The organism is Mesorhizobium helmanticense (assembly GCF_003034915.1).
Classification (GTDB): domain Bacteria; phylum Pseudomonadota; class Alphaproteobacteria; order Rhizobiales; family Rhizobiaceae; genus Mesorhizobium; species Mesorhizobium helmanticense.
The window spans coordinates 42,397-62,855 of sequence record NZ_PZJX01000029.1 but is presented as its reverse complement, the minus strand read 5'-3'; the positions used below and the strand labels follow the sequence as shown (position 1 = coordinate 62,855).

General features: G+C 63.7%; 19 protein-coding genes. 9 read left to right on the top strand and 10 right to left on the bottom strand.

Features of this window, described 5'->3' with window-relative positions; genetic code table 11:
• Window positions 1–13 precede the first annotated feature (13 nt).
• From C9427_RS16740 to C9427_RS16730, 3 genes are all read right to left on the bottom strand, one after another.
• Window positions 14–1,207 carry a beta-ketoacyl-ACP synthase gene (locus C9427_RS16740; RefSeq protein WP_107650245.1) on the bottom strand — a complete coding sequence of 398 codons (1,194 nt, stop codon included), beginning with the start codon at window positions 1,205–1,207 and terminating at the stop codon, window positions 14–16.
• Between the two features lie 118 nt (window positions 1,208–1,325).
• Entirely contained in the window at window positions 1,326–1,607 is a 282-nt protein-coding gene (locus C9427_RS16735) for an acyl carrier protein (protein WP_006335407.1), read from the bottom strand.
• A gap of 238 nt (window positions 1,608–1,845) precedes the next feature.
• A complete protein-coding gene (locus C9427_RS16730) occupies window positions 1,846–2,394 on the bottom strand; it encodes a histidine phosphatase family protein (protein WP_107650244.1) in 549 nt (182 codons plus the stop codon).
• 181 nt (window positions 2,395–2,575) lie between these two features.
• On the opposite strand from C9427_RS16730, the gene C9427_RS16725 reads away from it, so the two are divergent.
• The 3 genes from C9427_RS16725 to C9427_RS16715 all read left to right on the top strand — a co-directional run bounded on the left by C9427_RS16725 (window position 2,576) and on the right by C9427_RS16715 (window position 6,274).
• Entirely contained in the window at window positions 2,576–3,523 is a 948-nt protein-coding gene (locus C9427_RS16725) for an AEC family transporter (protein WP_107650243.1), read from the top strand.
• A gap of 163 nt (window positions 3,524–3,686) precedes the next feature.
• A complete protein-coding gene (locus C9427_RS16720; protein ID WP_107650242.1) occupies window positions 3,687–5,144 on the top strand; it encodes an NAD-dependent succinate-semialdehyde dehydrogenase in 1,458 nt (485 codons plus the stop codon).
• A gap of 104 nt (window positions 5,145–5,248) precedes the next feature.
• On the top strand, window positions 5,249–6,274 hold the full coding sequence (locus C9427_RS16715) for an aldose epimerase family protein (RefSeq protein WP_107650241.1): 1,026 nt from the start codon (window positions 5,249–5,251) through the stop codon (window positions 6,272–6,274).
• Window positions 6,275–6,306: 32 nt separating this feature from the next.
• On the opposite strand, the gene C9427_RS16710 is transcribed toward C9427_RS16715, so the two are convergent.
• Window positions 6,307–7,227 carry a sugar kinase gene (locus tag C9427_RS16710; RefSeq protein ID WP_107650240.1) on the bottom strand — a complete coding sequence of 307 codons (921 nt, stop codon included), beginning with the start codon at window positions 7,225–7,227 and terminating at the stop codon, window positions 6,307–6,309.
• Window positions 7,228–7,420: 193 nt separating this feature from the next.
• On the opposite strand from C9427_RS16710, the gene C9427_RS16705 reads away from it, so the two are divergent.
• Entirely contained in the window at window positions 7,421–7,870 is a 450-nt protein-coding gene (locus C9427_RS16705) for a FixH family protein (protein ID WP_107650239.1), read from the top strand.
• A gap of 26 nt (window positions 7,871–7,896) precedes the next feature.
• Window positions 7,897–9,066, top strand: coding sequence for a cytochrome-c peroxidase (locus tag C9427_RS16700; RefSeq protein WP_107650238.1), 1,170 nt, complete (start codon window positions 7,897–7,899; stop codon window positions 9,064–9,066).
• Window position 9,067: 1 nt separating this feature from the next.
• Here the strand turns inward: C9427_RS16700 and C9427_RS16695 are convergent, their stop codons facing one another.
• Entirely contained in the window at window positions 9,068–9,520 is a 453-nt protein-coding gene (locus tag C9427_RS16695; protein WP_107650411.1) for an Lrp/AsnC family transcriptional regulator, read from the bottom strand.
• Window positions 9,521–9,682: 162 nt separating this feature from the next.
• Between C9427_RS16695 and putA the strand changes: the two genes are divergently transcribed.
• Both putA and C9427_RS16685 read left to right on the top strand, forming a co-directional pair.
• Complete coding sequence (gene putA / locus C9427_RS16690; protein ID WP_107650237.1) at window positions 9,683–13,294, top strand: bifunctional proline dehydrogenase/L-glutamate gamma-semialdehyde dehydrogenase PutA; 3,612 nt, start codon at window positions 9,683–9,685, stop codon at window positions 13,292–13,294.
• An 87-nt stretch (window positions 13,295–13,381) separates the two neighbouring features.
• Window positions 13,382–14,449 carry a glycosyltransferase gene (locus C9427_RS16685; RefSeq protein WP_107650236.1) on the top strand — a complete coding sequence of 356 codons (1,068 nt, stop codon included), beginning with the start codon at window positions 13,382–13,384 and terminating at the stop codon, window positions 14,447–14,449.
• A 21-nt stretch (window positions 14,450–14,470) separates the two neighbouring features.
• On the opposite strand, the gene C9427_RS16680 is transcribed toward C9427_RS16685, so the two are convergent.
• The 5 genes from C9427_RS16680 to C9427_RS16660 form a co-directional block, all read right to left on the bottom strand.
• Window positions 14,471–14,842, bottom strand: coding sequence for a bleomycin resistance protein (locus C9427_RS16680; RefSeq protein WP_107650235.1), 372 nt, complete (start codon window positions 14,840–14,842; stop codon window positions 14,471–14,473).
• Between the two features lies 1 nt (window position 14,843).
• Window positions 14,844–15,158, bottom strand: coding sequence for a heme-degrading protein HmuQ (gene hmuQ, locus C9427_RS16675; protein ID WP_107650234.1), 315 nt, complete (start codon window positions 15,156–15,158; stop codon window positions 14,844–14,846).
• A 52-nt stretch (window positions 15,159–15,210) separates the two neighbouring features.
• Entirely contained in the window at window positions 15,211–16,158 is a 948-nt protein-coding gene (locus tag C9427_RS16670) for a TonB family protein (protein WP_107650233.1), read from the bottom strand.
• A gap of 126 nt (window positions 16,159–16,284) precedes the next feature.
• Window positions 16,285–16,728, bottom strand: a complete 444-nt coding sequence (locus tag C9427_RS16665) for a hypothetical protein (RefSeq protein ID WP_107650410.1) — start codon at window positions 16,726–16,728, stop codon at window positions 16,285–16,287.
• Window positions 16,729–16,733: 5 nt separating this feature from the next.
• Window positions 16,734–18,932 carry a TonB-dependent hemoglobin/transferrin/lactoferrin family receptor gene (locus tag C9427_RS16660; protein WP_167434381.1) on the bottom strand — a complete coding sequence of 733 codons (2,199 nt, stop codon included), beginning with the start codon at window positions 18,930–18,932 and terminating at the stop codon, window positions 16,734–16,736.
• A 200-nt stretch (window positions 18,933–19,132) separates the two neighbouring features.
• Between C9427_RS16660 and hemP the strand changes: the two genes are divergently transcribed.
• Together hemP and C9427_RS16650 are read left to right on the top strand one after the other, a co-directional pair.
• On the top strand, window positions 19,133–19,339 hold the full coding sequence (gene hemP / locus C9427_RS16655) for a hemin uptake protein HemP (protein WP_107650231.1): 207 nt from the start codon (window positions 19,133–19,135) through the stop codon (window positions 19,337–19,339).
• Window positions 19,340–19,394: 55 nt separating this feature from the next.
• On the top strand, window positions 19,395–20,456 hold the full coding sequence (locus C9427_RS16650; protein ID WP_107650230.1) for a hemin-degrading factor: 1,062 nt from the start codon (window positions 19,395–19,397) through the stop codon (window positions 20,454–20,456).
• Window positions 20,457–20,459 lie beyond the last annotated feature (3 nt).

The window sequence follows — 20,459 nt, the reverse complement described above, 5'->3', positions numbered from 1 at the left end:
TTCCTGAGACAGTTTAATCGGCGGCGCTGACCAGCGCCATGCCCTCGAATTGGTGATAGCCGATCGCCGTTGCAAGGACGGTCCTGGGAATACCGCTGAACGGCTTCTCGTTGGCGGCGTCAAAGACGGGGTAGGCGGCCTTGCGCTCGACGGCGAGCGCCGCCAGCGCCACGGCGAAGGGGAACTGCGCTTCCTTCATGTGGCCGGTCAGCGTCGAAAAAGCGCGCGCGGCGATCGCCGGATTGGCATCGAGCGCCGATTTCTCGGCAGCGGTCGCGGCATGGGCGCCCGACGCCCCAGAAATCGCAAGCAGCTCGCCGTTCGGCAATGCGGCCTGCTTAAGCAGTGAGGCGATCTCGGCATCGAGTTCGCCTCGCCGGCGCCTGGCGCGTCCGGATACGATCGGGCCGAGTTCCGCGTAGATCTTGCGTCCACGCTTCACCGCATGCTCGCGCTGCTCCAGAACGAGGAATGCGCCGCCGGATCCGGTCACCACGCCGCCGCCTTCGCCGCCCTGCCTTTGCCAGACCGGCTTCCAGGCGCCGCGATGCAGGTAACCGGCCAGCTCATAGCCGAGCAGCATGTCGGAATGTTCGGTCTGGAAGGCGCCGCCGACGAGAATATGCGTCGACTGGCCAGAGCGGATGCGGGCGGCGGCGGTCTCGACGGCGGCGACGCCGGCACCTTCCTCGCCCATGAAGGTGCGCGACGATCCCGTCACCTTGTGGACGATGGAGATGTTGCCGGCGAGCAGATTGGAAAGTTGCGCCAGGAACAGCGTCGGCCGCAATTCGGTGGTCAGCTTCTCGTTGAGGAGCACGTCGCGATCGTTGCGGCTTTCCGAAGCGGCGAGGATCGCCGCGTCGACCGCCTCGTCGCGCTCGCCGCCGCCTGCCGCCACCACCATGTCCATGGTCGTGCAGAGCTCGTCATTGCCCTTGATGCCGGCATCGTCCAGCGCCAGGCCTGCGGCGTAGGTGCCAAGCCGCTGCCAGGTTTCCATCTGCCGCTGGTCACCGCGCTTGGCGATCTGCAGGTTCCAGTCGATCGCCGGTAGCGGATGGACCGTATAGGGCGCGAAGCGCGAGGCATCGAGCACCGGCTCGAGCCCCGGCTGGGTGAGCTTTTGCCAGTGCGCATCCGGACCTTCTCCCTGCGAAGAAACAAGGCCGATACCAGTGATGACGACGTCGTGGGGACTGCTCATGCGCGGCTTTGTGGGTCAGGCGATTTTTTGTTGTTTTGCGCATGATCCCTGTCCGAAAATCGATGCCGATTTTCGGGGTCATGCGCCAAGCGCGTCAAGGTCACGCGGCCTGTCTTCATCACGCGTTCTTGGCCGCGACCAGCGCGTCGATCTTGGCGCAGAGGTTCTTCATGACGAAGTAATCGTCGGTCGAGGCCTTGCCGTCATTGACTTCTTGCGTCCACTTTTCCAGCGGAACCTTGATGCCGAATTCCTTGTCGATGGCAAAGACGATGTCGAGGAAGTCGAGGCTGTCGATGCCGAGATCGTCGATGGTGTGGCTTTCAGGGGTGATCGTGTCGATATCGATCTCACTGGTGTCGGCGATGATCTTGGCGACTTTGTCGAACGTGGTGGACAAGGGCTTTTCCTTCGGTTGCGGGCGGAATCTGTCCGCATGTGTTTGCGCGCTGTCTAATCGGTTTTTCAGGGCAGGAAAAGGCCTGATGCGCCGGGCGCAGATGGGATGCGGGTCTGGAAAAGACAAGAAGGGCCGCCGGATGGCCTGGTGGCTCTTCCATTTGACGCAACGTCAGCTCCCAGAGCATCGAACTCCGCCGGTGGCATTTTTGCAGGGTTTGGCAAAGATGGCGGTCCTGTCAGAACGTAACGCGGCCAAGCACGCGCAGGCCATCGCCCTGCGGCTCGACCACCACGGCTTCGCCTTCGCGCGGAGAGACGCCGGTTAGCGCCATAATGTCTTCCAGATGGGTGACCATGACCAGATTGTCGGAGCCGGAATAACCGCGGATCTCAGTCATGATCGCGGCAAGCTGGGCAACTTTCTCGTCCGAGTCGGTCTTCAGCAGGTCGAGCGGCGCGAAGGGCTCGGGCTCGGTTTCGAAAGCGATGCGGGCGGTGTCGAGGCAGCGGCAGTAGCGGCTGGACAGAACGCGCTCGATGGGAGCCGCGCGGGCGCCGAACAACGCGCCGATCTTGCTGGCCTGCTGCTTGCCGCGGGCGGATAGGTTGAGCTGGGTGGCGCATTTCTCGATGTCGAAATTCGCTGGATCGGTCGTGCCGGTGATCATCGCGTGGCGAAGCAGCACGACATGGCCGCCGTCGCGCAACAGCGCCCAACCGGCATCCGTGGCATGGGCTGCGGTGGAAACGACTAGCAGAAACAGCGCCATGGCAAATCGAAGCATTGGACGTCCCTTTCACGGGTCGCCGGAGGTGGGTTCCGGTGACGGGCATATAAGGGATGGCAAAGCCGGCTGAAAGACAAGCGAGCGGGCGGGGTAGCCTATTTCCTGGCTATCCAGATCGAGGACCGTTTCCAAAGGCAGGCGATTGCACGGCAAGGCAGGCTCGCCTATCACCGGAAAAATGTCTCCGCTCATCGAAACCGTCCTTTTTGTCTTCGGCCTTGTCGCGCTCGGCTATCTGGCTGGGCTCACCGGCTATCTCAAAGCCGAGGCGGGCGAGGCCATCGCCGAGTTCGCCGTCGGGGTGGCTATGCCGCTGCTTCTGTTTCGCACCATGGTCAACGCCGATTTCCATGGCTCGGCGCCTTGGCCGTTCTGGGGAGCTTATTTCGCGGCGGCGGCGGTCACATGGACCGCGGGCCATCTGGTCATCACGCGGTGGTTCGGCCGCGACTCGCGCGCGGGCGTCGTCGGCGGCGTGTCGTCGGCTTTTTCCAATCTCGTCCTGCTCGGCATCCCGTTCGTTCTCGGCACATTCGGGCCAAGTGGATTCGAAGTGCTGTCGCTGCTGATTTCGGTGCATCTGCCGACGATGATCATGGCGTCGATCATCCTGTTTGAGATTTTTGGCCGCGGTGACGAGCAGATGCATCCGCTGCGCATCATCCGGAGCTTCTTTCGCAAGATGTTCTCCAATCCGCTGATCATCGGCATCCTGGCCGGATGGGTGTGGCGTATCACCGGCCTGCCATTGCCGACGCTGGCCGAGCGGCTGGTCGGCGCGCTGGCCGACATCGCCGGACCAGTCGCGCTGTTTGCCATGGGGCTTGGCCTGTGCCGCTTCGGCATCTCCGGCAACGTGCGGCCGGCGCTGGCGCTGTCGGCGCTGAAGCTGTTGCTGATGCCGGCCGTTGCCCTCGGCCTGGTCTGGCTGTTTGGCCTGCCGCCGCTGTCGGCGAAGGTGGCGGTCGTGGCGGCCGCGCTGCCATCCGGGGTCAATTCATACCTGATTGCCTCGCAGTTCAACACCGGCCAGGCGTTGGCGTCGAACCAGATGACCATCGCCACCGCCTGTGCGGTCGTCACTACCGCCTTTTGGCTGGCGGTGGTCGTGCAGATTTTCGGCTAGTTTTGACTGGCCCAAACCCTATATGCCATCTTGCGATTGCTTGCAGGGCTTGCCCTAGGTAAAGAGCAGTGGCTCCAGCGTGCCGGGCATCGACGCCATTGCGCACGCTCACCCGAGGAAATCCAGCGACCGGCCCGTCAGTGCGCCGAACGGAGGCTAGACCATGCTTCAGAAAACCAGCCATTTCATGCGCCAGGCCAATCTCATCAACGGCGAATGGGTGCAGGCCGACAGCGGCCAGACGGTCGATGTCAACAACCCGGCCACGGGCCTCAAGATCGGCACGGTGCCGAAGTCGGGCAAGGCGGAGACCCGCCGCGCCATCGAAGCCGCCGAGGAAGCCTTCAAGACGTGGCGCAAGACCACCGCGCTCGAGCGCTCGAAGCTTTTGCGTAAGCTGCATGACGCGATGATGGACAATCAGGACGTGCTGGCCGAACTCCTGACCATCGAGCAGGGCAAGTCGCTGTTCGAGTCCAAGGGCGAGATCGGCTCGGCCGCGTCCTACATATTGTGGTTCGCCGAAGAGGGCCGCCGCACCTATGGCGATGTGGTGCCTTCGCCGTGGGCGGACCGCCGCATTCTGGTGACCAAGGAGCCGGTCGGCGTTATCGCCGCCATCACGCCGTGGAATTTCCCGTCCTCGATGCTGGCCCGCAAGCTCGGCCCGGCGCTTGCCGCCGGCTGCACCGCGGTCGTCAAGCCGGCTTCGCAGACGCCTTATTCCGGTCTCGCCTGGGGCGCGCTGGCCGAGGAAGTCGGCTTCCCCAAGGGCGTCATCAACATCCTGACCGGTGCCGCCGGCGAGATCGGCGACGAGATCTGCGCCAATCCGCTGGTCAAGAAGATCACCTTCACCGGCTCGACAGAGGTCGGCAAGATCCTGATCCAGAAGTCGTCCGTCACCGTCAAGAAGGTGTCGATGGAACTCGGCGGCAACGCGCCGTTCATCGTCTTCGATGACGCCGACATCGAACGTGCCGTCGCCGGCGCGATCACCGCAAAGTACCGCAATTCCGGCCAGACCTGCGTCTGCACCAACCGTTTCTTCGTGCAGGCGAAGATCTATGACAAGTTCGTCGAAAAGCTCGCCGCCGCCAGCAACGGGCTGAAGGTCGGTTCCGGCCTTGAAGAGGGCGTCCAGCAGGGGCCGTTGATCGACGAGAAGGCGGTCGAAAAGGTCGAGGAACTGATCGCTGACGCCGCAGCCAAGGGCGGCAAGGTTGTCGCCGGCGGCAAGCGCCATGCGCTTGGCGGCTCGTTCTTCCAGCCGACGGTGATCGCCAATGCGACGCCGAAGATGCGCTTCATGAAGGAAGAGATCTTCGGCCCGGTCGCCCCCGTGTTCAAGTTCGAAACCGAGGACGAGGTGGTAGCGCTTGCCAACGACACCGATTTCGGCTTGGCCTGTTATTTCTACACTGGCGATCTCGGCCGCGCTTTCCGGGTGATGGAAGGGCTGAAATACGGCATGGTCGGGATCAATGAAGGCCTCATCACCACGCCGGAGGCACCGTTCGGCGGCGTCAAGGAATCGGGCCTTGGCAAGGAAGGCGGACATCAGGGCATCGAGGACTATCTCGACACCAAATATGTCTGCATCGGCGGGCTTGGTCTCTGATTATCTTGGGCCTCTGATTATCTTGGGGGTCTGTTGATCACAGCGGACCCCACCAAGCCCGAAAGCTCAGGCGGGCATCGATCAACCAACCGGCATTTTCGGGCATGGCGATGAAGGACGGCGAGGTCTTCGGCACGACGCAGGCGGGCGACCAGGTCCGCCGCTTCACCATTCGGGGCGGCGGCCTCACCGCCAACATCATCGGGCTCGGCGCGATCATCCAGGATTTGCGCCTGGCCGGTCACGACGCGCCGCTGGTGCTGGGATATGACCGTTTCGAGCCCTATGAGACCGACAGGGCCTTCTTCGGCGCCGTCGTCGGGCGCTTTGCCAACCGCATCCGCGACGGCCGCTTCACCATCGCCGGAAAGCGCTACCAGAGCGAGCGCAACTTCCTCGACAAACATACGCTGCATGGCGGCTCGGAAGGTTTCTTCCACCGGCCGTGGACCGTTTCACTGCACGGCCGGGATTTCGTCACGCTGACTCTGCATGATCCCGACGGCACGATGGGCTTTCCCGGCGCGCTCGACGTGACCTGCACCTACCGGCTGAAGATCCCCGGCACGCTGAGCATCGAGATGACCGCGACTTGCGAGGAGCCGACGCTCTGCAATCTCGCCCAGCATTCCTATTTCAACCTCGACGATGGCGGCGCCGGCGACATCCTCGACCACCGATTGATGCTGAATGCCGGCGCCTATACGCCGGTCGACAGCGAGATGATCCCGACCGGCGCGGTCAAACCCGTCGACGGCACGCCCTTCGACTTCCGCCAGGCGCGGCCGCTGCGCATGGAGACCGAGGGCGAACAGCTTGCCTACGATCTCAATTTCTGCCTCGCTCCGACACGCGGGCCGCTCAAGCAGGCGTCGTGGGCGCAAAGTGCGAGTTCCGGTGTCGAGATGGAGGTCTGGACCACGGAGCCTGGCCTCCAGCTCTATACGGGCCAGTATCTGCAGCCGTCTTCGTCAGGGCTGGACGGACGCCATTACAAGGCTTTCTCAGGCTTCTGTCTGGAAGCGCAGGTCTGGCCGGACGCGCCGAACCGGCCGTATTTCCCGCAGGCGACGCTGTGGCCCGGCCAGATCTATCACCAGGTGACGGAGTACCGGTTCCGGCTGCCTTAGATCTGCGAACGGCGGTTTGAATCTCGACAGACCTAATCGTCGAACGCTTTCCTGAGCGTCTCGAACGGCGCCAGCGCGCCGCGCACCTGGACGACGGCGGCGGCGACGCGGTGGGCGCGCAGCGCCCCCGCTGCCGGGGCGTGGCCGGCAAGCCGGGCGGCGAGATAGCCGCCATTGAAGGAATCGCCGGCGCCGGTGGTGTCGACCGGGGCGGCGACATGCACGGCCGGAATGGATTGCAAGGTGTCGTTTTTGGCAATCAGCGCCGGCTCCTCGCCATTCTTGACCACCACTTCGCCGACCAGCTTTCCCAGTCGTTGCGCCGTCGCTTGCGGTGCTGCATCGCCGAACAGCATCTGCTCGTCGGGATAAGTCGGCAGCGCGATGTCGGTGACGGCAAGAGCGTCGAGGATCGCGGCTTGCGCCTCCTCGCGGCTGCGCCACAGTCGCGGCCGGTAGTTGGGATCGAAGGCGACAAGCGAACCGGCCGCACGCGCCTTGGCTACGGCCTTCAGCAACGTCTTGCGCGCGGCATCGTCCAGAATTGCTAAAGTGATTCCGGAAAAGTAGACAAGCGCTTGGTTTTCCAGGCTTTTTGCCAGTGCGACCGGATCGGAGGCGAGCTGCCGCGCGGCCGCGTCGCCACGCCAGTAGGTGAAGGAGCGTTCCGCGCCGGTCAGCGTGATCGCATAGAGGCCGGGCCGAGCGCCCGGTATGACCGGACTTCCGCCGATGCCGATGCCGTTTTCGGCGAAGAAGGCGATCTGGCCTTGCGAGAACGGATCGTCGCCGAAGGCCGACACATAGGTTGCCGGGCGATCGCCGCTCAGCGCATGCAGCGCCCACAGCGTGTTGAAGGTGTCGCCGGCAAAGCCCATGCGCCAGTTCGGTCCCGTCTGGCCTGAAAGTTCGATCATGCACTCACCGATCGAGACGACACCGTTTCCTGCCATGAATCTCCCTCCTAGTGCGTATCGCCCCAAAAAGGCGTAACGACATGCATAAACCAAAGACCCGGTGCTGTAGCTTTTTGCAACCGGCAGCGCCATGCTTGGCGACGGCGGATTTTTGCACCAGAACCGTTTTCCCGCAGGCGGCGGGACGCTATCTGCTGACCAAGACGTTAGTGGCTGAAAAGGAACCGGTTTGGCATCGTTATGGCGTTATGTTCTGGCGGGTCTTGGTCTGGCTGCCTTGCTGGCTGGCATTCTTTCCGTCGTCTACCTGACGACGCGGCATGCGCCTCAACTGGCCGGGACGGACATTTCCCGTTCGAAAACGACGGCGCACGGGCTGTTTGTGGCAAGTTTCGAGCCCGAAAAGGGTGCCATCCGCCAAGGCGAGCTGCAATCCTGGCTGCTGACGCTGAAGACAGTTGCGGGAACGCCTGTGCAAGGGGCGGCGATCTCGGTTTCTGGCGGCATGCCGCAGCACAATCACGGCCTGCCGACCAGCCCGCAGGCGACCGACTATCTGGGCGACGGGCGCTATCGCATCGAAGGGCTGAAATTCACGATGAGCGGATTGTGGCAGTTGCATTTCGCCATTTCCGCGGCGGCCGGTTCGGATACGGTCGTCTTCAACGTGCTGCTGTGAGCTGGTTTTCGCGTCTTCTCCTGCTGATGGCGATGGCCGTGCTTGCCGGCTGCGGCAAGCCGGAATTCTCCGATGCCGAGAAGAAGACCATCGCCTCGCTGGCGCTCAACACTTTGCCGCCGCTGAAGGCCGACACCACCAACCGCTTCGCCGACGTGCCGGCCGCGGCTGCTCTGGGTTCAACGCTGTTCTTCGACACGGGGATGAGTGGCGATGGCATGGTTTCCTGCTCGACCTGCCACAAGATCGACCGGCAGTTCCAGGACGACCTGCCGCAGGCGGTCGGTGTCGGCCGCACCAACCGGCGCACAATGCCGCTGGCCGGCGTCGCGCATGACCCCTGGTTCTTCTGGGACGGGCGGCGCGACAGCCTTTGGGCGCAGGCGCTGACGCCGCTGGAGAATCCGCTGGAGCACGCCGGCAACCGCGCCGCCTTCGCGCACTACATCAAGGCGCGCTTTGGCGAGCGCTACGAACGCATCTTCGGGCCGCTGCCCGACCTATCCACTGTGCCGGCCAATGCCAGCCCGCTCGGCACCGATGCCGAGAAGGCGGCGTGGAGCGCCATGTCCGATCAACAGACCGAGGACGTCAATCGCGTCTTCGCCAATATCGGCAAGGCGATCGCCGCCTTCGAACGGTCGATCGCGCCGCCGCAGACGCGCTTCGATCGCTTTGCCATCGATCTGGCCACCGGTGCCAAGCCAAAAGACGACGATGCCTTTTCGCCTGAGGAAATCCTTGGGCTGAAGCTGTTCGTCGGCAAGGCCAATTGCGTGACATGCCACACCGGCCCGCGCTTCACCGACAACAGTTTCCACAATACCGGCGTGCCGCCGGTCAAGGGTTTGCCGCCGGATCGCGGCCGCATAGATGCGGTACGCCAGGTCGAGGCCGACCCGTTCAACTGTTTTGGCGCCTTTCGCGACGGCGATGCCAGCGCCTGCGGCGAGCTGCGCTTCATGGTCAAGGCCGGACCGGAACTCATCCGCGCCTACAAGACGCCGTCATTGCGCGGTGCGGCCAGCCGTGCGCCCTACATGCATGCCGGGCAGTTCGCGTCGCTCGACGAGGTGGTGGCGCATTATTCCAGGGCGCCGGCAAGTGTCGAAGGTGTGTCCGAGCTGCATCCGCTCCAGCTTTCGGACCGCGAGCGCGCGGCGCTGGTGGCGTTCTTGAAGACGCTGGCGGATTAGATCATCGATCCTTCACGGTCTCCATCGCCACGAAGGTGGAGGTCTGGGCGACGTGGGGCAGGGCGGAGATGCGCTCGCCGAGCACGCGGCGATAGGCGGCGATGTCGGTGGTGCGGACTTTCAGGAGATAGTCGAAGCTCGACGCCATCATGTGGCACTGCTCGATCTCCGGCACCGCCTGCACGGCACGGTTGAAGGCGTCGAGCGCGGCCGAGCGCGTATCGGACAGTTTGACCTGGACGAAGGCGACATGACCTTCGCCCATGCGCTCGCGGTCGATGATCGCCTGGTAGCCCCTGATATAGCCGTCCTTCTCCAGCCGCTTGACCCGCGCCTGCACCGGCGTCTTCGATAGGCCGACCTTGGCGGCGAGCTCCGACATGGAAAGCCGCCCATCGCGGGCCAATGCCGAGAGGATGTTCCTGTCGATGCGGTCCAATTGGTCTTCTGTCATCGATTTCATGGTTCAATTGAGGGAAATCAGGCCATATGATAGGTCAATTGACCTATCCTGTCGATTTCTTTGGAACGACTGAAATTTGGCTTTGTGCTAGCTTGCGCCATTGGGTCCGGTGACCGCCGGCCCGCTCCCTGATGCTCGCTTCATAGGACCGCCATGCCCGCGCTCGAGCCCATCCGCCAGCAGATCCGTGCCAATTATCTGCCCGACGAAGACGAGGCGGTGAGACGGCTGGCCGAGGCGACGGGGCTGTCGACAAAGGACCGCAACTCGATCTCGGCCCGCGCCGCCGATCTGGTGCGAGCGGTGCGCGGCTCGTCCGATCCCAGGCTGATGGAAGTTTTTCTCTCCGCCTACGGCCTCTCGACAAAGGAGGGCGTGGCGCTGATGTGCCTCGCCGAAGCGCTGCTGCGGGTGCCCGACACCGAGACGATGGACGATCTCATCGCCGACAAGATCGCGCCGCACGACTGGTCGGCGCATTCGGGCGGTTCCAGCTCGATCTTCGTCAACGCCTCGACCTGGGCGCTGATGCTGACGGGCCGCGTGCTCGACGAGGGCGAGGGCGGCATCGAGGGCACGCTGCGGGCCATGGTGCGGAGGCTGGGCGAGCCAGTCATCCGCAAGGCGGTTGCGGCCGCCATGCGCGAAATGGGCGAGCAGTTCGTGCTCGGCCGCACCATCGCTGAGGCCGTCAAGCGCGGCCGGCCGATGACGCAGAAAGGCTATCTCTATTCCTTCGACATGCTGGGTGAGGCGGCCCGCACCGAGGCCGACGCACTGCGCTATCACAAGGCCTATGCCGACGCCATTTCCTCGCTCGACGCCGGCGCCAACGGCCCCGACATCCGCCAGAACCACGGCATCTCGGTCAAGCTTTCGGCGCTGCATCCGCGCTATGAGGTGGCGCAGAAGGAAAAAATGCTGCCTGTCATGGCGGAGCGGCTTTTGTCGCTGGCGCTGGCGGCTCGCCATTCTCGCATGGGCCTCAACATCGACGCCGAGGAGGCCGACCGCCTCGACCTGTCGCTCGACGTCATCGAGCGGGTGCTGGCCGAGCCGGAGCTGGCCGGCTGGAACGGCTTTGGCGTCGTCGTCCAGGCCTATGGCCCGCGCGCGGGCTTCGTCATCGACTGGCTCTACGCACTGGCGAAGAAGTACGACCGCACCATCATGGTGCGGCTGGTCAAGGGCGCCTATTGGGACACCGAGATCAAGCGGGCACAGATGCTGGGACTCGACGGCTATCCCGTCTTCACCCGCAAGGCCAACACCGACGTCTCCTACATGGCCTGCGCGAAAAAACTGCTGTCGATGACCGACCGCATCTATCCGCAGTTCGCCACCCACAATGCCCACACGGTTGCCGCCATCCTGTCGGTGGCGACGGACCGCGATTCCTTCGAGTTCCAGCGCCTGCACGGCATGGGCGAAGCGCTGCACGAGACGGTGCGGCAGGCTGAGGGCACGCGCTGCCGCATCTATGCGCCGGTCGGCGCGCATTCCGATCTGCTGGCCTATCTTGTGCGCCGGCTTTTGGAGAACGGTGCCAATTCCTCCTTCGTCCATCAGCTCACCGACGAGGAGGTCGAGCCGGAGGATATCGCCCGCGACCCGCTCGAAACGGTGGAGAAACAGGGCCCTGCCGCCAATCCGGCGATTGCGCGTCCCGCGACGATCTTCGGCGCCGGACGCCGCAATTCCAGGGGCTTCGACATCACCGATACGGTGACGCTGGCCGCCATCGACAAGGCCAAGGCGGCGTTCGCCGGGCCGGATCGCTGGCACGCCAAGCCGATCACACGGGCCGCCGGCTACGGCAAGCAACGCTCCATCGTCAATCCGGCCAGGCCTGACGAGGTGGTCGGTACGGTCAGCGAGGCTGCCGCCAAGCAAGTGGCGACCGCCGTGCGCATGGCGGTGGAGGCGCAGCCGGCCTGGGCGAAACGTCCGGTCGCCGAGCGTGCGGCCATCCTCAACCGGGCCGCCGATCTCTACGAGGCCAACGCGGTCGAGTTCTTCGCGCTGGCGACGCGCGAGGCCGGCAAGTCATTGGCCGACGGCGTTGCCGAAGTGCGCGAAGCGGTCGACTTTCTGCGCTACTACGCCACTGAGGCGGCCAACGTCGAAGCGGGCACCCAGGCGCGCGGCGCCATCGTCTGCATCTCGCCGTGGAATTTTCCGCTGGCCATCTTCACCGGCCAGATCGCCGCTGCGCTGGTGACCGGCAATTCGGTGATCGCCAAGCCGGCCGAACAGACGCCGCTGATCGCCTTCCGCGCCGTCGAAATGCTGCGCGAGGCCGGCGTGCCGGAAGACGTCATCCAGCTTCTGCCCGGCGATGGACCGTCGGTCGGCGGACCGCTCACCGCCGACCCGCGCATTGCCGGCGTCTGCTTCACCGGCTCGACCGAGGTCGCCAAACTGATCGAGAAGCAACTGGCGGAGACCGCAGCGCCCGACGCCATGCTGATCGCCGAGACCGGAGGGCTGAACGCGATGATCGTCGATTCGACAGCACTTCCCGAACAGGCGGTGCGCGACATCCTGGCGTCGGCTTTCCAGAGTGCGGGCCAGCGTTGCTCGGCGCTGCGCGTGCTTTACGTGCAGAAGGACGTCGAGAAGAAGATGCTGGAGATGTTGAAGGGGGCGATGGAAGCGCTCAGTATCGGCGATCCCTGGCAGATTTCGACCGATGTCGGCCCGGTCATCGACGACGAGGCCAAGGACTCGATCCGCGACTATTGCACGAAAATGGGGCTGCAGGGCCGGCTGATCGCCAAGCTCGAAGCGCCGAAGGATGGCCGCTTCGTCGCGCCGCATGTGTTCCGGGTCAAGGGCATCGAGGAGATGGAGCGCGAGGTGTTCGGGCCGGTGCTGCATGTCGCCAGCTTCGACGCCGAAAAGATCGATGCTGTCATCGCCGCGATCAACCGCAAGGGTTATGGTCTGACCTTCGGCCTGCACACCCGTATCGAGGGCCGCGTCCAGCATTTCGTCGACGGCATTCACGCCGGCAACATCTACGTCAATCGCAACCAGATCGGCGCCGTGGTCGGTTCGCAGCCCTTTGGCGGCGAAGGACTTTCCGGCACCGGGCCGAAGGCGGGCGGCCCGCATTATCTCAGGCGCTTCCGCAAGGGGCCGGAGGCCGGCACGCATATCGCCGAGGGCCACAAGGTGACGGCGACCGAGCTTGCCGACAATCTGCCGGATCCCGCGCTTGGCGGCTGGTCGACACGGCCCGACCGCGTCGCCATCCTGCGCAAGCATCTGCGCGGCAAGGGTGCGGCGGCGATCGGTGCCGCCGCCAGCATCGATTTCGGCCAGGTCGACCTGCCGGGACCGACCGGCGAGGCCAACACGCTGTCGCTGTCGCCGCGCGGGAGGGTGCTGTGCCTCGGCCCGGATCAAGACACGCTGCTGGCGCAGACCATCCAGGCGCTCGCCGCGGGCAATGCCGTGCTTGCCGTGGCGCCTGGTGCGCCGGCGGCACTGTCGGCACTGACCGGTAAGGGCCTGCCGCTCGCGGCCATCGACGGCCGTCCCGACCCGGTCGAGGCACGCTCGCTACGCGTCGACGTGGTCGCCTTTTCAGGCACGCCCGAGGCCGCGCGCGTCGTGCGGAAAGTCATCGCTGACCGCGCCGGCCCGATCGTGCCGTTGGTCAGCGAAGTGCTCAACCCGGCGGCTTATGCTCATGAAAGGGCTGTCTGCGTCGACACCACGGCCGCAGGCGGCAATGCCAGCCTGCTGGCGGCGGCTTGAGGCTTTTCACTTGTTGGGAATCGCCCTGTATTGACAAGGAGCCGCACCGGGCCGAACAGAGGGGACAACTCGACCGGGCCCGAACAGATGCATCATACGCCACCACGCTTTGAACTTCCGCGTGTTGGCGTCGTCATCACCAGTCACAATTATCGGAACTATATCGAGGATGCGATCCGTTCGGTCCTGGCGCAGACCTATGAGAAATGGGACTGCGTCATCGTCGATGACGCTTCGACCGATGGCTCGGCCGACCATATCCGCCGGCTACTCGAAGCGATCGGTGACCCGCGCTTCAGCCTGTTGGTGCGTTCGCAAAATGGCGGCCAGCTTGAATCGTTCCGCGATGGTTTCGCCGCGGGCGATGCGCCATTCGTGGCGTTCCTCGATTCCGACGACATCTGGTTGCCGAATTTTCTCGTAGCGCACCTTGCCGCCCATTTGAATGCGACGCGCCCGGCGTCGCTGTCCAGTTCCGATGTCTTTCTGGTCGATCGCGACCGCACCTTGCTGGCCGGCACCTACATTCAATTGCGAAAGCCGCGTTCCAAGCCGGATACCTCAGGCGCGGCCATCACACCTGGCAGGCAGCTCGGCGAAATGGCGCCCGAGATCGCCTACGCTTCGGACCACCCGATCACCCATTTCAGACCCGGCGCCTATGGCTGGATGTGGGCGCCAACATCTTCGATGGTCTTTCGGCGCGGCGCGCTGGAACCGGTTCTGGCTTTCCCATTCAAGGCCAGGATAGGGACCGACTATCTGGCGGCGACATGCGCGCATCTGGAGGCCGGCAGCCTGATCTTGTCGGAATGCCTTGGCCTCTACCGCCTGCACGGAGCCAACGCATCCACCAACATCACCTACGCCGGAGGCCATGTGCAGCAGTCGCCGGTGTACCGAGCGCAGGAGATGACCATGGCGGCGGATGTCGTCGACTATGTCGTGGCCAATGCGGAGCGGCTCAGCGTCGTCAATGGCCAGGACTTCGTGCCCGGGTTCCTGTCGCAGCATGTCAGGCGGTTTGGCAGCCTGGGCGACGATCCGCGTGTCATGCCTTTTCTTGATCGCCGAAGCCGTTTGCGGCGACGGCGCAAGCGCTTCGTTCGGGCGCTGCGACGGTTGTTCGGCGGGCCTGAGAATCGGCGGGCGTGACGGGTGTCGCCCGCCGAACCGTCACACCTCTTCCGGCGCGCAACCGAATTTCAGCAGATTGGCATGCGGGTCCCAGACGTAGAATTCCTTCATGTTCCACGGGCGAACGGTGAAGGGGCTGAGTTTCTCGACGCCGCGAGCGGAAAATTCGGCGTACAGCGCCGGCACCTCGCCGCCTCTGATGTAGCAGGACGACACTTCCGGCAGCTTGCGGTCGTTGCTCCTCCAGAAATGAATCTCCATCTCGTTGCGGCGCATGATCAGATACTCGTCCATCTCCGGTCCGACGATGCCGAAGCCGAGCTGGTCGCGATAGAAATCACGCGTTGCCTTGATATCCGGCGAGGGCAGGACGGGAATGGAGCGCGCCGGGTCAACAGCGGGCGATGCCATGTCACGCGCCCTCGACGACCGAAAAGCCCTCGAATTGCGGATGGCCGAGATAGTGCACCTTCGAGGTGCCGGCATTGCGGTGCGCGGCGCGAAAATTCTCGGATTTGGTCCAGGCGACAAAATCCTCATGGCTCGTCCAAACCGTATGCGAAGCGAACAGCGTATAGCCTTCGGTCTCGTTGACCGGTCCACGCAGCAGGTGGAATTCCTTGAAACCCTGCATCTCCGAAAGGCTGGAATCGCGGTTCTTCCAGACGTCCTCGAAAGCGTCCTCCGAGCCTTTCTGGACCTTGAAGCGGTTCATGGCGATGTACATTGGGTTTCCTTTCGGGATTCGCGACGTGTGAGGATTGATGGATTGGAGGTTGTCAGAACGGGCCGATCCGCGCTTTGAATACCCAACTTGCCCTGCCGGTCTCGACTGGGATGGGAGGGAACGGGGCTTGCTGGCGCACCAGTGTCAAAGCGAATTGATCAAGCTCGGCAGAGCCTGAGCTTTCTGCAAGCTGCATGTCGCCGACGCTGCCGTCGGCCATGACAACGAAAACGACCCTGGCGTTGTTACGAGCTTTCGCTTGTATGGATTTCGAAACGCGACGATTGGCGCGGGAAAGCTTCTTCTGGACTTCACCGCTGTAGCGGGATTCCGCCGCATTGCCAGCCACGGTTTGCTCTTTGCCCGTGCTGGAGGTCACCGCGTCGCGTTCTTCGCCATCCGCGGCGCCGCGGGCATCGTTCGTTTGGCCCGCTCCGCCAAGACCTGCCGTCGTGCTTGGCCTTGCGGTCGGGATCGGCGGCTGTCCGATATCGACAGGAGGAGGCGTCTCGGTGCTTTCGGCCGGAGCAGTCGGCTCTGCAGGTGTTTCAATCTTTGGAACCACGCTCTGTTCGTCCAGGCGTGGGGTGTCGGCCACCAGTATGTCCGGCGCGGGTTGTTTGACAATCCGCGGCGCGGGGGGCTGCGCCGCCATTTCCCTGGCGGGCCGGTCGGCAGGCGGCTCGGGCTTGACCCTGGCCGGCTGCGGATCGGGCACCAAGGTGACATCTATCGCACCCGGGGTCCGATCACCCAAGGCGCTGCCGACCACGTTGGCGCCGGCTTGATCGGTGCCTTCCATCTGGATTGCATCCCCGGAAGAGAATGTCCCGGCGGGTGCGATCAGAAACGCCGCCGCCACAGCGGCATGGAGCAGGCAGGAGGCGATGATCGCCACCGTCCATTTGCGGTTCTCGGCTGGCTGCGCCTGCGCAAGCGGCTCGGCTGGCGTAATCGCCAGTTCGCTGCCGGCGTCGGGGAGGAGGTTGATTTTCTGCATGTCTCGCGGCGAGACCTGCCGCGAGCGACATGGGATTGTCAAATCAAGATCGGTTGCCGCCCATGGCAGCGGACCGGACACAGGCCATGCCACGGTGTTATGCGTGAATGTGGTATGCAGCCCCACTCAAACCCCGAAGGCGATGGCGGTCTTGGTCCCGGACTTCAGGCCGCGCATGCAGGCGGCTGGTTCGACGCTTGCGCCCGTGCATTCCGTCGCGCTGTTGATCAGCACGCGGCTGAGCTTGGTGCAATCGGTGCCGGCAAGGTCGAAACGCGTGACCTTGGTCTTGCCCGCAGGCAATTCCTTGAAGTCGAGCACGGTCAGCCGGTCGACGACGCCGGCCTCGTTGAACAGCGCGATCTCGAACGCAGCCTTGGTGAGATCCGTGCCGAGGCCGTTGTTGACGACGAAGGTCAGCCGGCAGCCCTTTTCGGAGGGCTGCGCTGCGTTGAGCTCGAGGGTCAGCGATGGGGCCGGCGCGGCCTGTTGCGCCAGCGCCGGGCCCATCCCAAGCGACACCGCAAACGCCGAGGTCAGCAGACGAAGCGATGTCGTCAAGATTGTCATTGTCATCAGCCTCCAAACCGCATGGTCGCCGCCAGCTTCAGCGTGACGCCAGGCTCGTAGATGACATTGGTGGACGATACGTTCAACGGGTTGGTGTATTTGGCGTCGAACAAGTTGTCGGCACGGAAGTCGACCTTGAAATTGTCGGTCGCCTGATAGCTGGCAAAGGCATTGACCAGCGTATAGTCCTTGGCGATCGCGTTGCCCTTCGGCTTGCCGTTGTACTGCACTTCGCCGCCGACCGTCAGTTTGTCTTCAAGGAAGCGCAGGCCGAGTTGCGCCGTGACCTGGGAGGAGGGGATGGTGGCAAGGTCCGCCCGATCACCTTCATAGGAAATGGTGTGGCCATCGATGAATGAGGCGGAAAGGCCGGCATATCCCCATGCGGCATCGTAGAACGCTTCCATTTCGAAGCCGTCGATCTTGGCCTTGGCGAAATTCTGATACTGGAAGCAGATCGGTATGCCCGGTCCGAACGGGCAGCCGCTGGTCGGGTCGAACGCGGACAGTGTCACGCCATCGATATAGTCGTCGACATTGTTGTTGAAGTAGGCGGCTTTCAGCCGCAGCGCGTCGTCGGCCTGGATGACGCCGTTGGTGCTGTAGTTGACGCCGAATTCCACCGTCTTGCCGGTTTCAGGCTTCAGATTGGGATTGGGCAGGAACGGGAAGGTGACGCCTGCCGGATGGTTGCCGCTGATCAGCGTTTCCGTCAGCGAGGGAGAACGGTAGCCCTCCGCGTAGGTGCCGTAGAATTGCAGTCCCGAAAGGTTCGCGCTCTCGAACGGCGAGACGCCGACGGTGATGCGCGGCGACAGCCGGTCGCCGGAGGTTTCGCCGACATCGCTGTCGAGCTTGTAGCTGTCGTAGCGTAGTCCGGCGATGACTTCGAGCCAATCCCAGGTGAGCTTGTCCTGGACATAGGCGCCGGAAACGTTCCGCTTGCCTGAAGGCGTGTAGAAACTGTCGCCGCCTGCCGTGCCGCCCGTCTCGACATCGTCGCCCACCCAGTCGCCGCCATAGGTCAGTTCATGCGCGATCGCACTGGTCTCGAACCGCGACGTATTCCAGATGTCGATGCCGGTGGTGCCGACATCGAAAGTCGATAGCGAACCTGCCGGCAGGACGACCGGAAGACCGGTGACCGGGTCGAAGCGGTTCTGGGGGACCAGCGTCGTCAGATCGAGGTTGGTCTTGTTGTAGGAGGCGTTGATGTGCAGATCGAGCCAGCTCTTGGCATCGTCTGTGATGTTGTAGCGGGCGGTGAAGGTGTTCGACTTCAAGTCGGCGTCGTTCACCGGGATGCCGCCGCTGATCTCGTTCCATCCGTCGCTCGATCCGACCCAGCCGAGCTTCAATTCGCTGTTTTCGCTCGGGCGGATGGTGGTCTTGAGCAGGCCGCTCAGCACGTCGAATCCGGTGCCGTTGACGATGTCGCCACCGCCGTCCTTGTAGTCGTCGTAGTTGCGGTAGACGATGTTGCCCAGCACGTCCCAATTTTCGTTGAAGCGGTACGCGCCGGTGGCACTGGTGGTCCAGCCCTCGCCATTGCTCTCGTAGCGCCCGGTGAGGGAGCCTGCCCAGGTCTCGCCCGGCTTGAGAAAATCCTCGGCATCCTTGGTGTCGAAGAAGACGACGCCGCCGATTGCGCCGGAACCATAGGTGTTGGCCACCGGCCCGCGGATCACGTCGACGGATTTGATGAGCTCGGGATCGATGTAGAAGGTCGACTGCGGGCCATGATCGGAGCGCTGGAAGTTCTGGCGGGCGCCGTCGAGGATCACCTGGACGCGGCCGAAATCCTGCAGGCCACGGATGTTGATGGAGGAACTGACGCGCCTCGCATCGGCCTGGACTGCTACGCCCGGCACGCCCAGCAACATCTCGTTGGGCGTCGTTGCCATGCGCCGCTCCAGCTGCTCCTGGTCGACATGACTGGACGAAGACAGGGATTCGATCGCCGTCTCGCCGGTGCGGCTGACGACCAGGATCTGGTCCAGCAGCGTCGCGCCCGCCGGCGCCTGGGCCGCTTCAGCCTGCTGCGCCTGGTCGGTCTGCTCTGTCGCCTGTTGAGCGCCAGCCGGTGCTGTCAGCAAGCTGATTGCTGCCGCGCCGGCCAGCAATGCGGCCATTGTCCTTGCCGTCGACCAATGCACTGGGCCTGGATTCTCCAGACCAAGCCGTCCCCAATTCGCCAACCCCATGCCCCAACTCCAAAAATCCAGGTTCGATGCTGGCTGGCTTGGCGCTCGCTGGCATTTTTGATCGTGTCCGGCGTCTTAAATGTTGACTCACTTACTCCGGTATTGCACTGACTAATAAACATGATTATTCAAGTCAAGAAATGAATCGGCATCTACGCAACGCCTAGCCAGACGCCCGGCACAGGAAAGGGATCGATCCAATGAACACGCACAATCCCGGTGACTTTCGCTATCGCGTCCGCCGTTCCGACGACAATTCGGCTCGTTTCGACCGGGTCCCGCTTGCCGTGAGGACGCTCTCCAGCAACACGCTGTTCCAGGGCGAGCACGAGATCGGCATTGAGCACCATGGCGCGCTCTATCGGTTGAAGATCACTCGCCAGGGCAAGCTGATCCTCAACAAGTAGCTGCAGGCGCGTGGCTGTAAGACGAGTGGCTGTAAGACAGGCAGGTGTTCAAGACATGGACCAGCGCGTAAAACCCGCCCCGCATGAAATCCGGCGAGCGCGGGCGGACAATCCCAAGATGCGCGAGCGCGATCTCGCCGCCCAGCTCGACATTTCGGAGGCCGAACTGGTCGCCGCGCATTGCGGCGACGGGGTCGTGCGCGTCGAGCCGCGCGTCAACGATCTTCTGACCGGGCTGGAGGCTGTCGGAGAGGTCATGGCGCTGACCCGCAACGAAAGCGCGGTGCACGAAAAGATCGGCGTCTACGACAAGGTCGTTACCGGCAACCACAATGCCATGGTGCTTGGCGAGAACATCGACCTGCGCATCTTCCCGAAAGTCTGGGCACACGGCTTTGCCGTGGAAAAGCGCGACGGCGGTGAGATCAGGCGCAGCCTGCAGTTCTTCGATGCGGCAGGCGAGGCGGTGCACAAGGTGCATCTCAGGCCCGCGTCTAACCTCTATGCCTATCAGAAGCTGGTGGCCGAGCTCGAATCGCCGAACCAGGAACCGACCGTTGCGGTTTCAGGGAGCGGGTTCGAAGACGAGGCCGAGGCTCCGGCCGCTTCGGCTGATGTCGACGATTTGCGCGAGCGCTGGAGCCGGCTGACCGACGTGCACCAGTTCTTCGGCATGCTGAAGACGCTGAAGCTCGACCGCCGCCAGGCAATGCGCATGGTCGGCCAGGACTACGCCTGGCTGCTCGACAATGACGCCGTCAGCGCCATGTTCCACCATGCCGCCAAGGGCGAGATGCCGATCATGTGCTTCGTCGGCAATCGTGGCTGCATCCAGATCCATTCCGGCCCGATCAAGTCGATCAAGCCTATGGGACCGTGGATCAACGTGCTGGACGAGACCTTCCACCTGCATTTGCGGACCGACCACATCCATGAGGTCTGGGCCGTGCGCAAGCCGACCAAGGACGGCCATGTCACCTCGCTCGAAGCCTATGGCGCCGACGGCAAGATGATCATCCAGTTCTTCGGCAAACGCCATGAGGGCGAAGCCGAGCGCGAGGACTGGCGGTTCCTTGCCGAGAACCTGCCGCGCATACCAAGCCCGACCGCGGCCTGAGGA

What these genes read in the sequence shown, in the direction of transcription:
- C9427_RS16740 (WP_107650245.1), bottom strand. Translation starts at nt 1,207, where the DNA reads ATGAGCAGTCCCCACGACGTCGTCATCACTGGTATCGGCCTTGTTTCT.
- C9427_RS16730 (WP_107650244.1), bottom strand. Translation starts at nt 2,394, where the DNA reads ATGCTTCGATTTGCCATGGCGCTGTTTCTGCTAGTCGTTTCCACCGCA.
- C9427_RS16725 (WP_107650243.1), top strand. Translation starts at nt 2,576, where the DNA reads ATGTCTCCGCTCATCGAAACCGTCCTTTTTGTCTTCGGCCTTGTCGCG.
- C9427_RS16720 (WP_107650242.1), top strand. Translation starts at nt 3,687, where the DNA reads ATGCTTCAGAAAACCAGCCATTTCATGCGCCAGGCCAATCTCATCAAC.
- C9427_RS16715 (WP_107650241.1), top strand. Translation starts at nt 5,249, where the DNA reads ATGGCGATGAAGGACGGCGAGGTCTTCGGCACGACGCAGGCGGGCGAC.
- C9427_RS16710 (WP_107650240.1), bottom strand. Translation starts at nt 7,227, where the DNA reads ATGGCAGGAAACGGTGTCGTCTCGATCGGTGAGTGCATGATCGAACTT.
- C9427_RS16700 (WP_107650238.1), top strand. Translation starts at nt 7,897, where the DNA reads ATGGCGATGGCCGTGCTTGCCGGCTGCGGCAAGCCGGAATTCTCCGAT.
- C9427_RS16695 (WP_107650411.1), bottom strand. Translation starts at nt 9,520, where the DNA reads ATGACAGAAGACCAATTGGACCGCATCGACAGGAACATCCTCTCGGCA.
- putA (WP_107650237.1), top strand. Translation starts at nt 9,683, where the DNA reads ATGCCCGCGCTCGAGCCCATCCGCCAGCAGATCCGTGCCAATTATCTG.
- C9427_RS16685 (WP_107650236.1), top strand. Translation starts at nt 13,382, where the DNA reads ATGCATCATACGCCACCACGCTTTGAACTTCCGCGTGTTGGCGTCGTC.
- C9427_RS16680 (WP_107650235.1), bottom strand. Translation starts at nt 14,842, where the DNA reads ATGGCATCGCCCGCTGTTGACCCGGCGCGCTCCATTCCCGTCCTGCCC.
- hmuQ (WP_107650234.1), bottom strand. Translation starts at nt 15,158, where the DNA reads ATGTACATCGCCATGAACCGCTTCAAGGTCCAGAAAGGCTCGGAGGAC.
- C9427_RS16670 (WP_107650233.1), bottom strand. Translation starts at nt 16,158, where the DNA reads ATGCAGAAAATCAACCTCCTCCCCGACGCCGGCAGCGAACTGGCGATT.
- C9427_RS16665 (WP_107650410.1), bottom strand. Translation starts at nt 16,728, where the DNA reads ATGACAATCTTGACGACATCGCTTCGTCTGCTGACCTCGGCGTTTGCG.
- C9427_RS16660 (WP_167434381.1), bottom strand. Translation starts at nt 18,932, where the DNA reads ATGGGGTTGGCGAATTGGGGACGGCTTGGTCTGGAGAATCCAGGCCCA.
- hemP (WP_107650231.1), top strand. Translation starts at nt 19,133, where the DNA reads ATGAACACGCACAATCCCGGTGACTTTCGCTATCGCGTCCGCCGTTCC.
- C9427_RS16650 (WP_107650230.1), top strand. Translation starts at nt 19,395, where the DNA reads ATGGACCAGCGCGTAAAACCCGCCCCGCATGAAATCCGGCGAGCGCGG.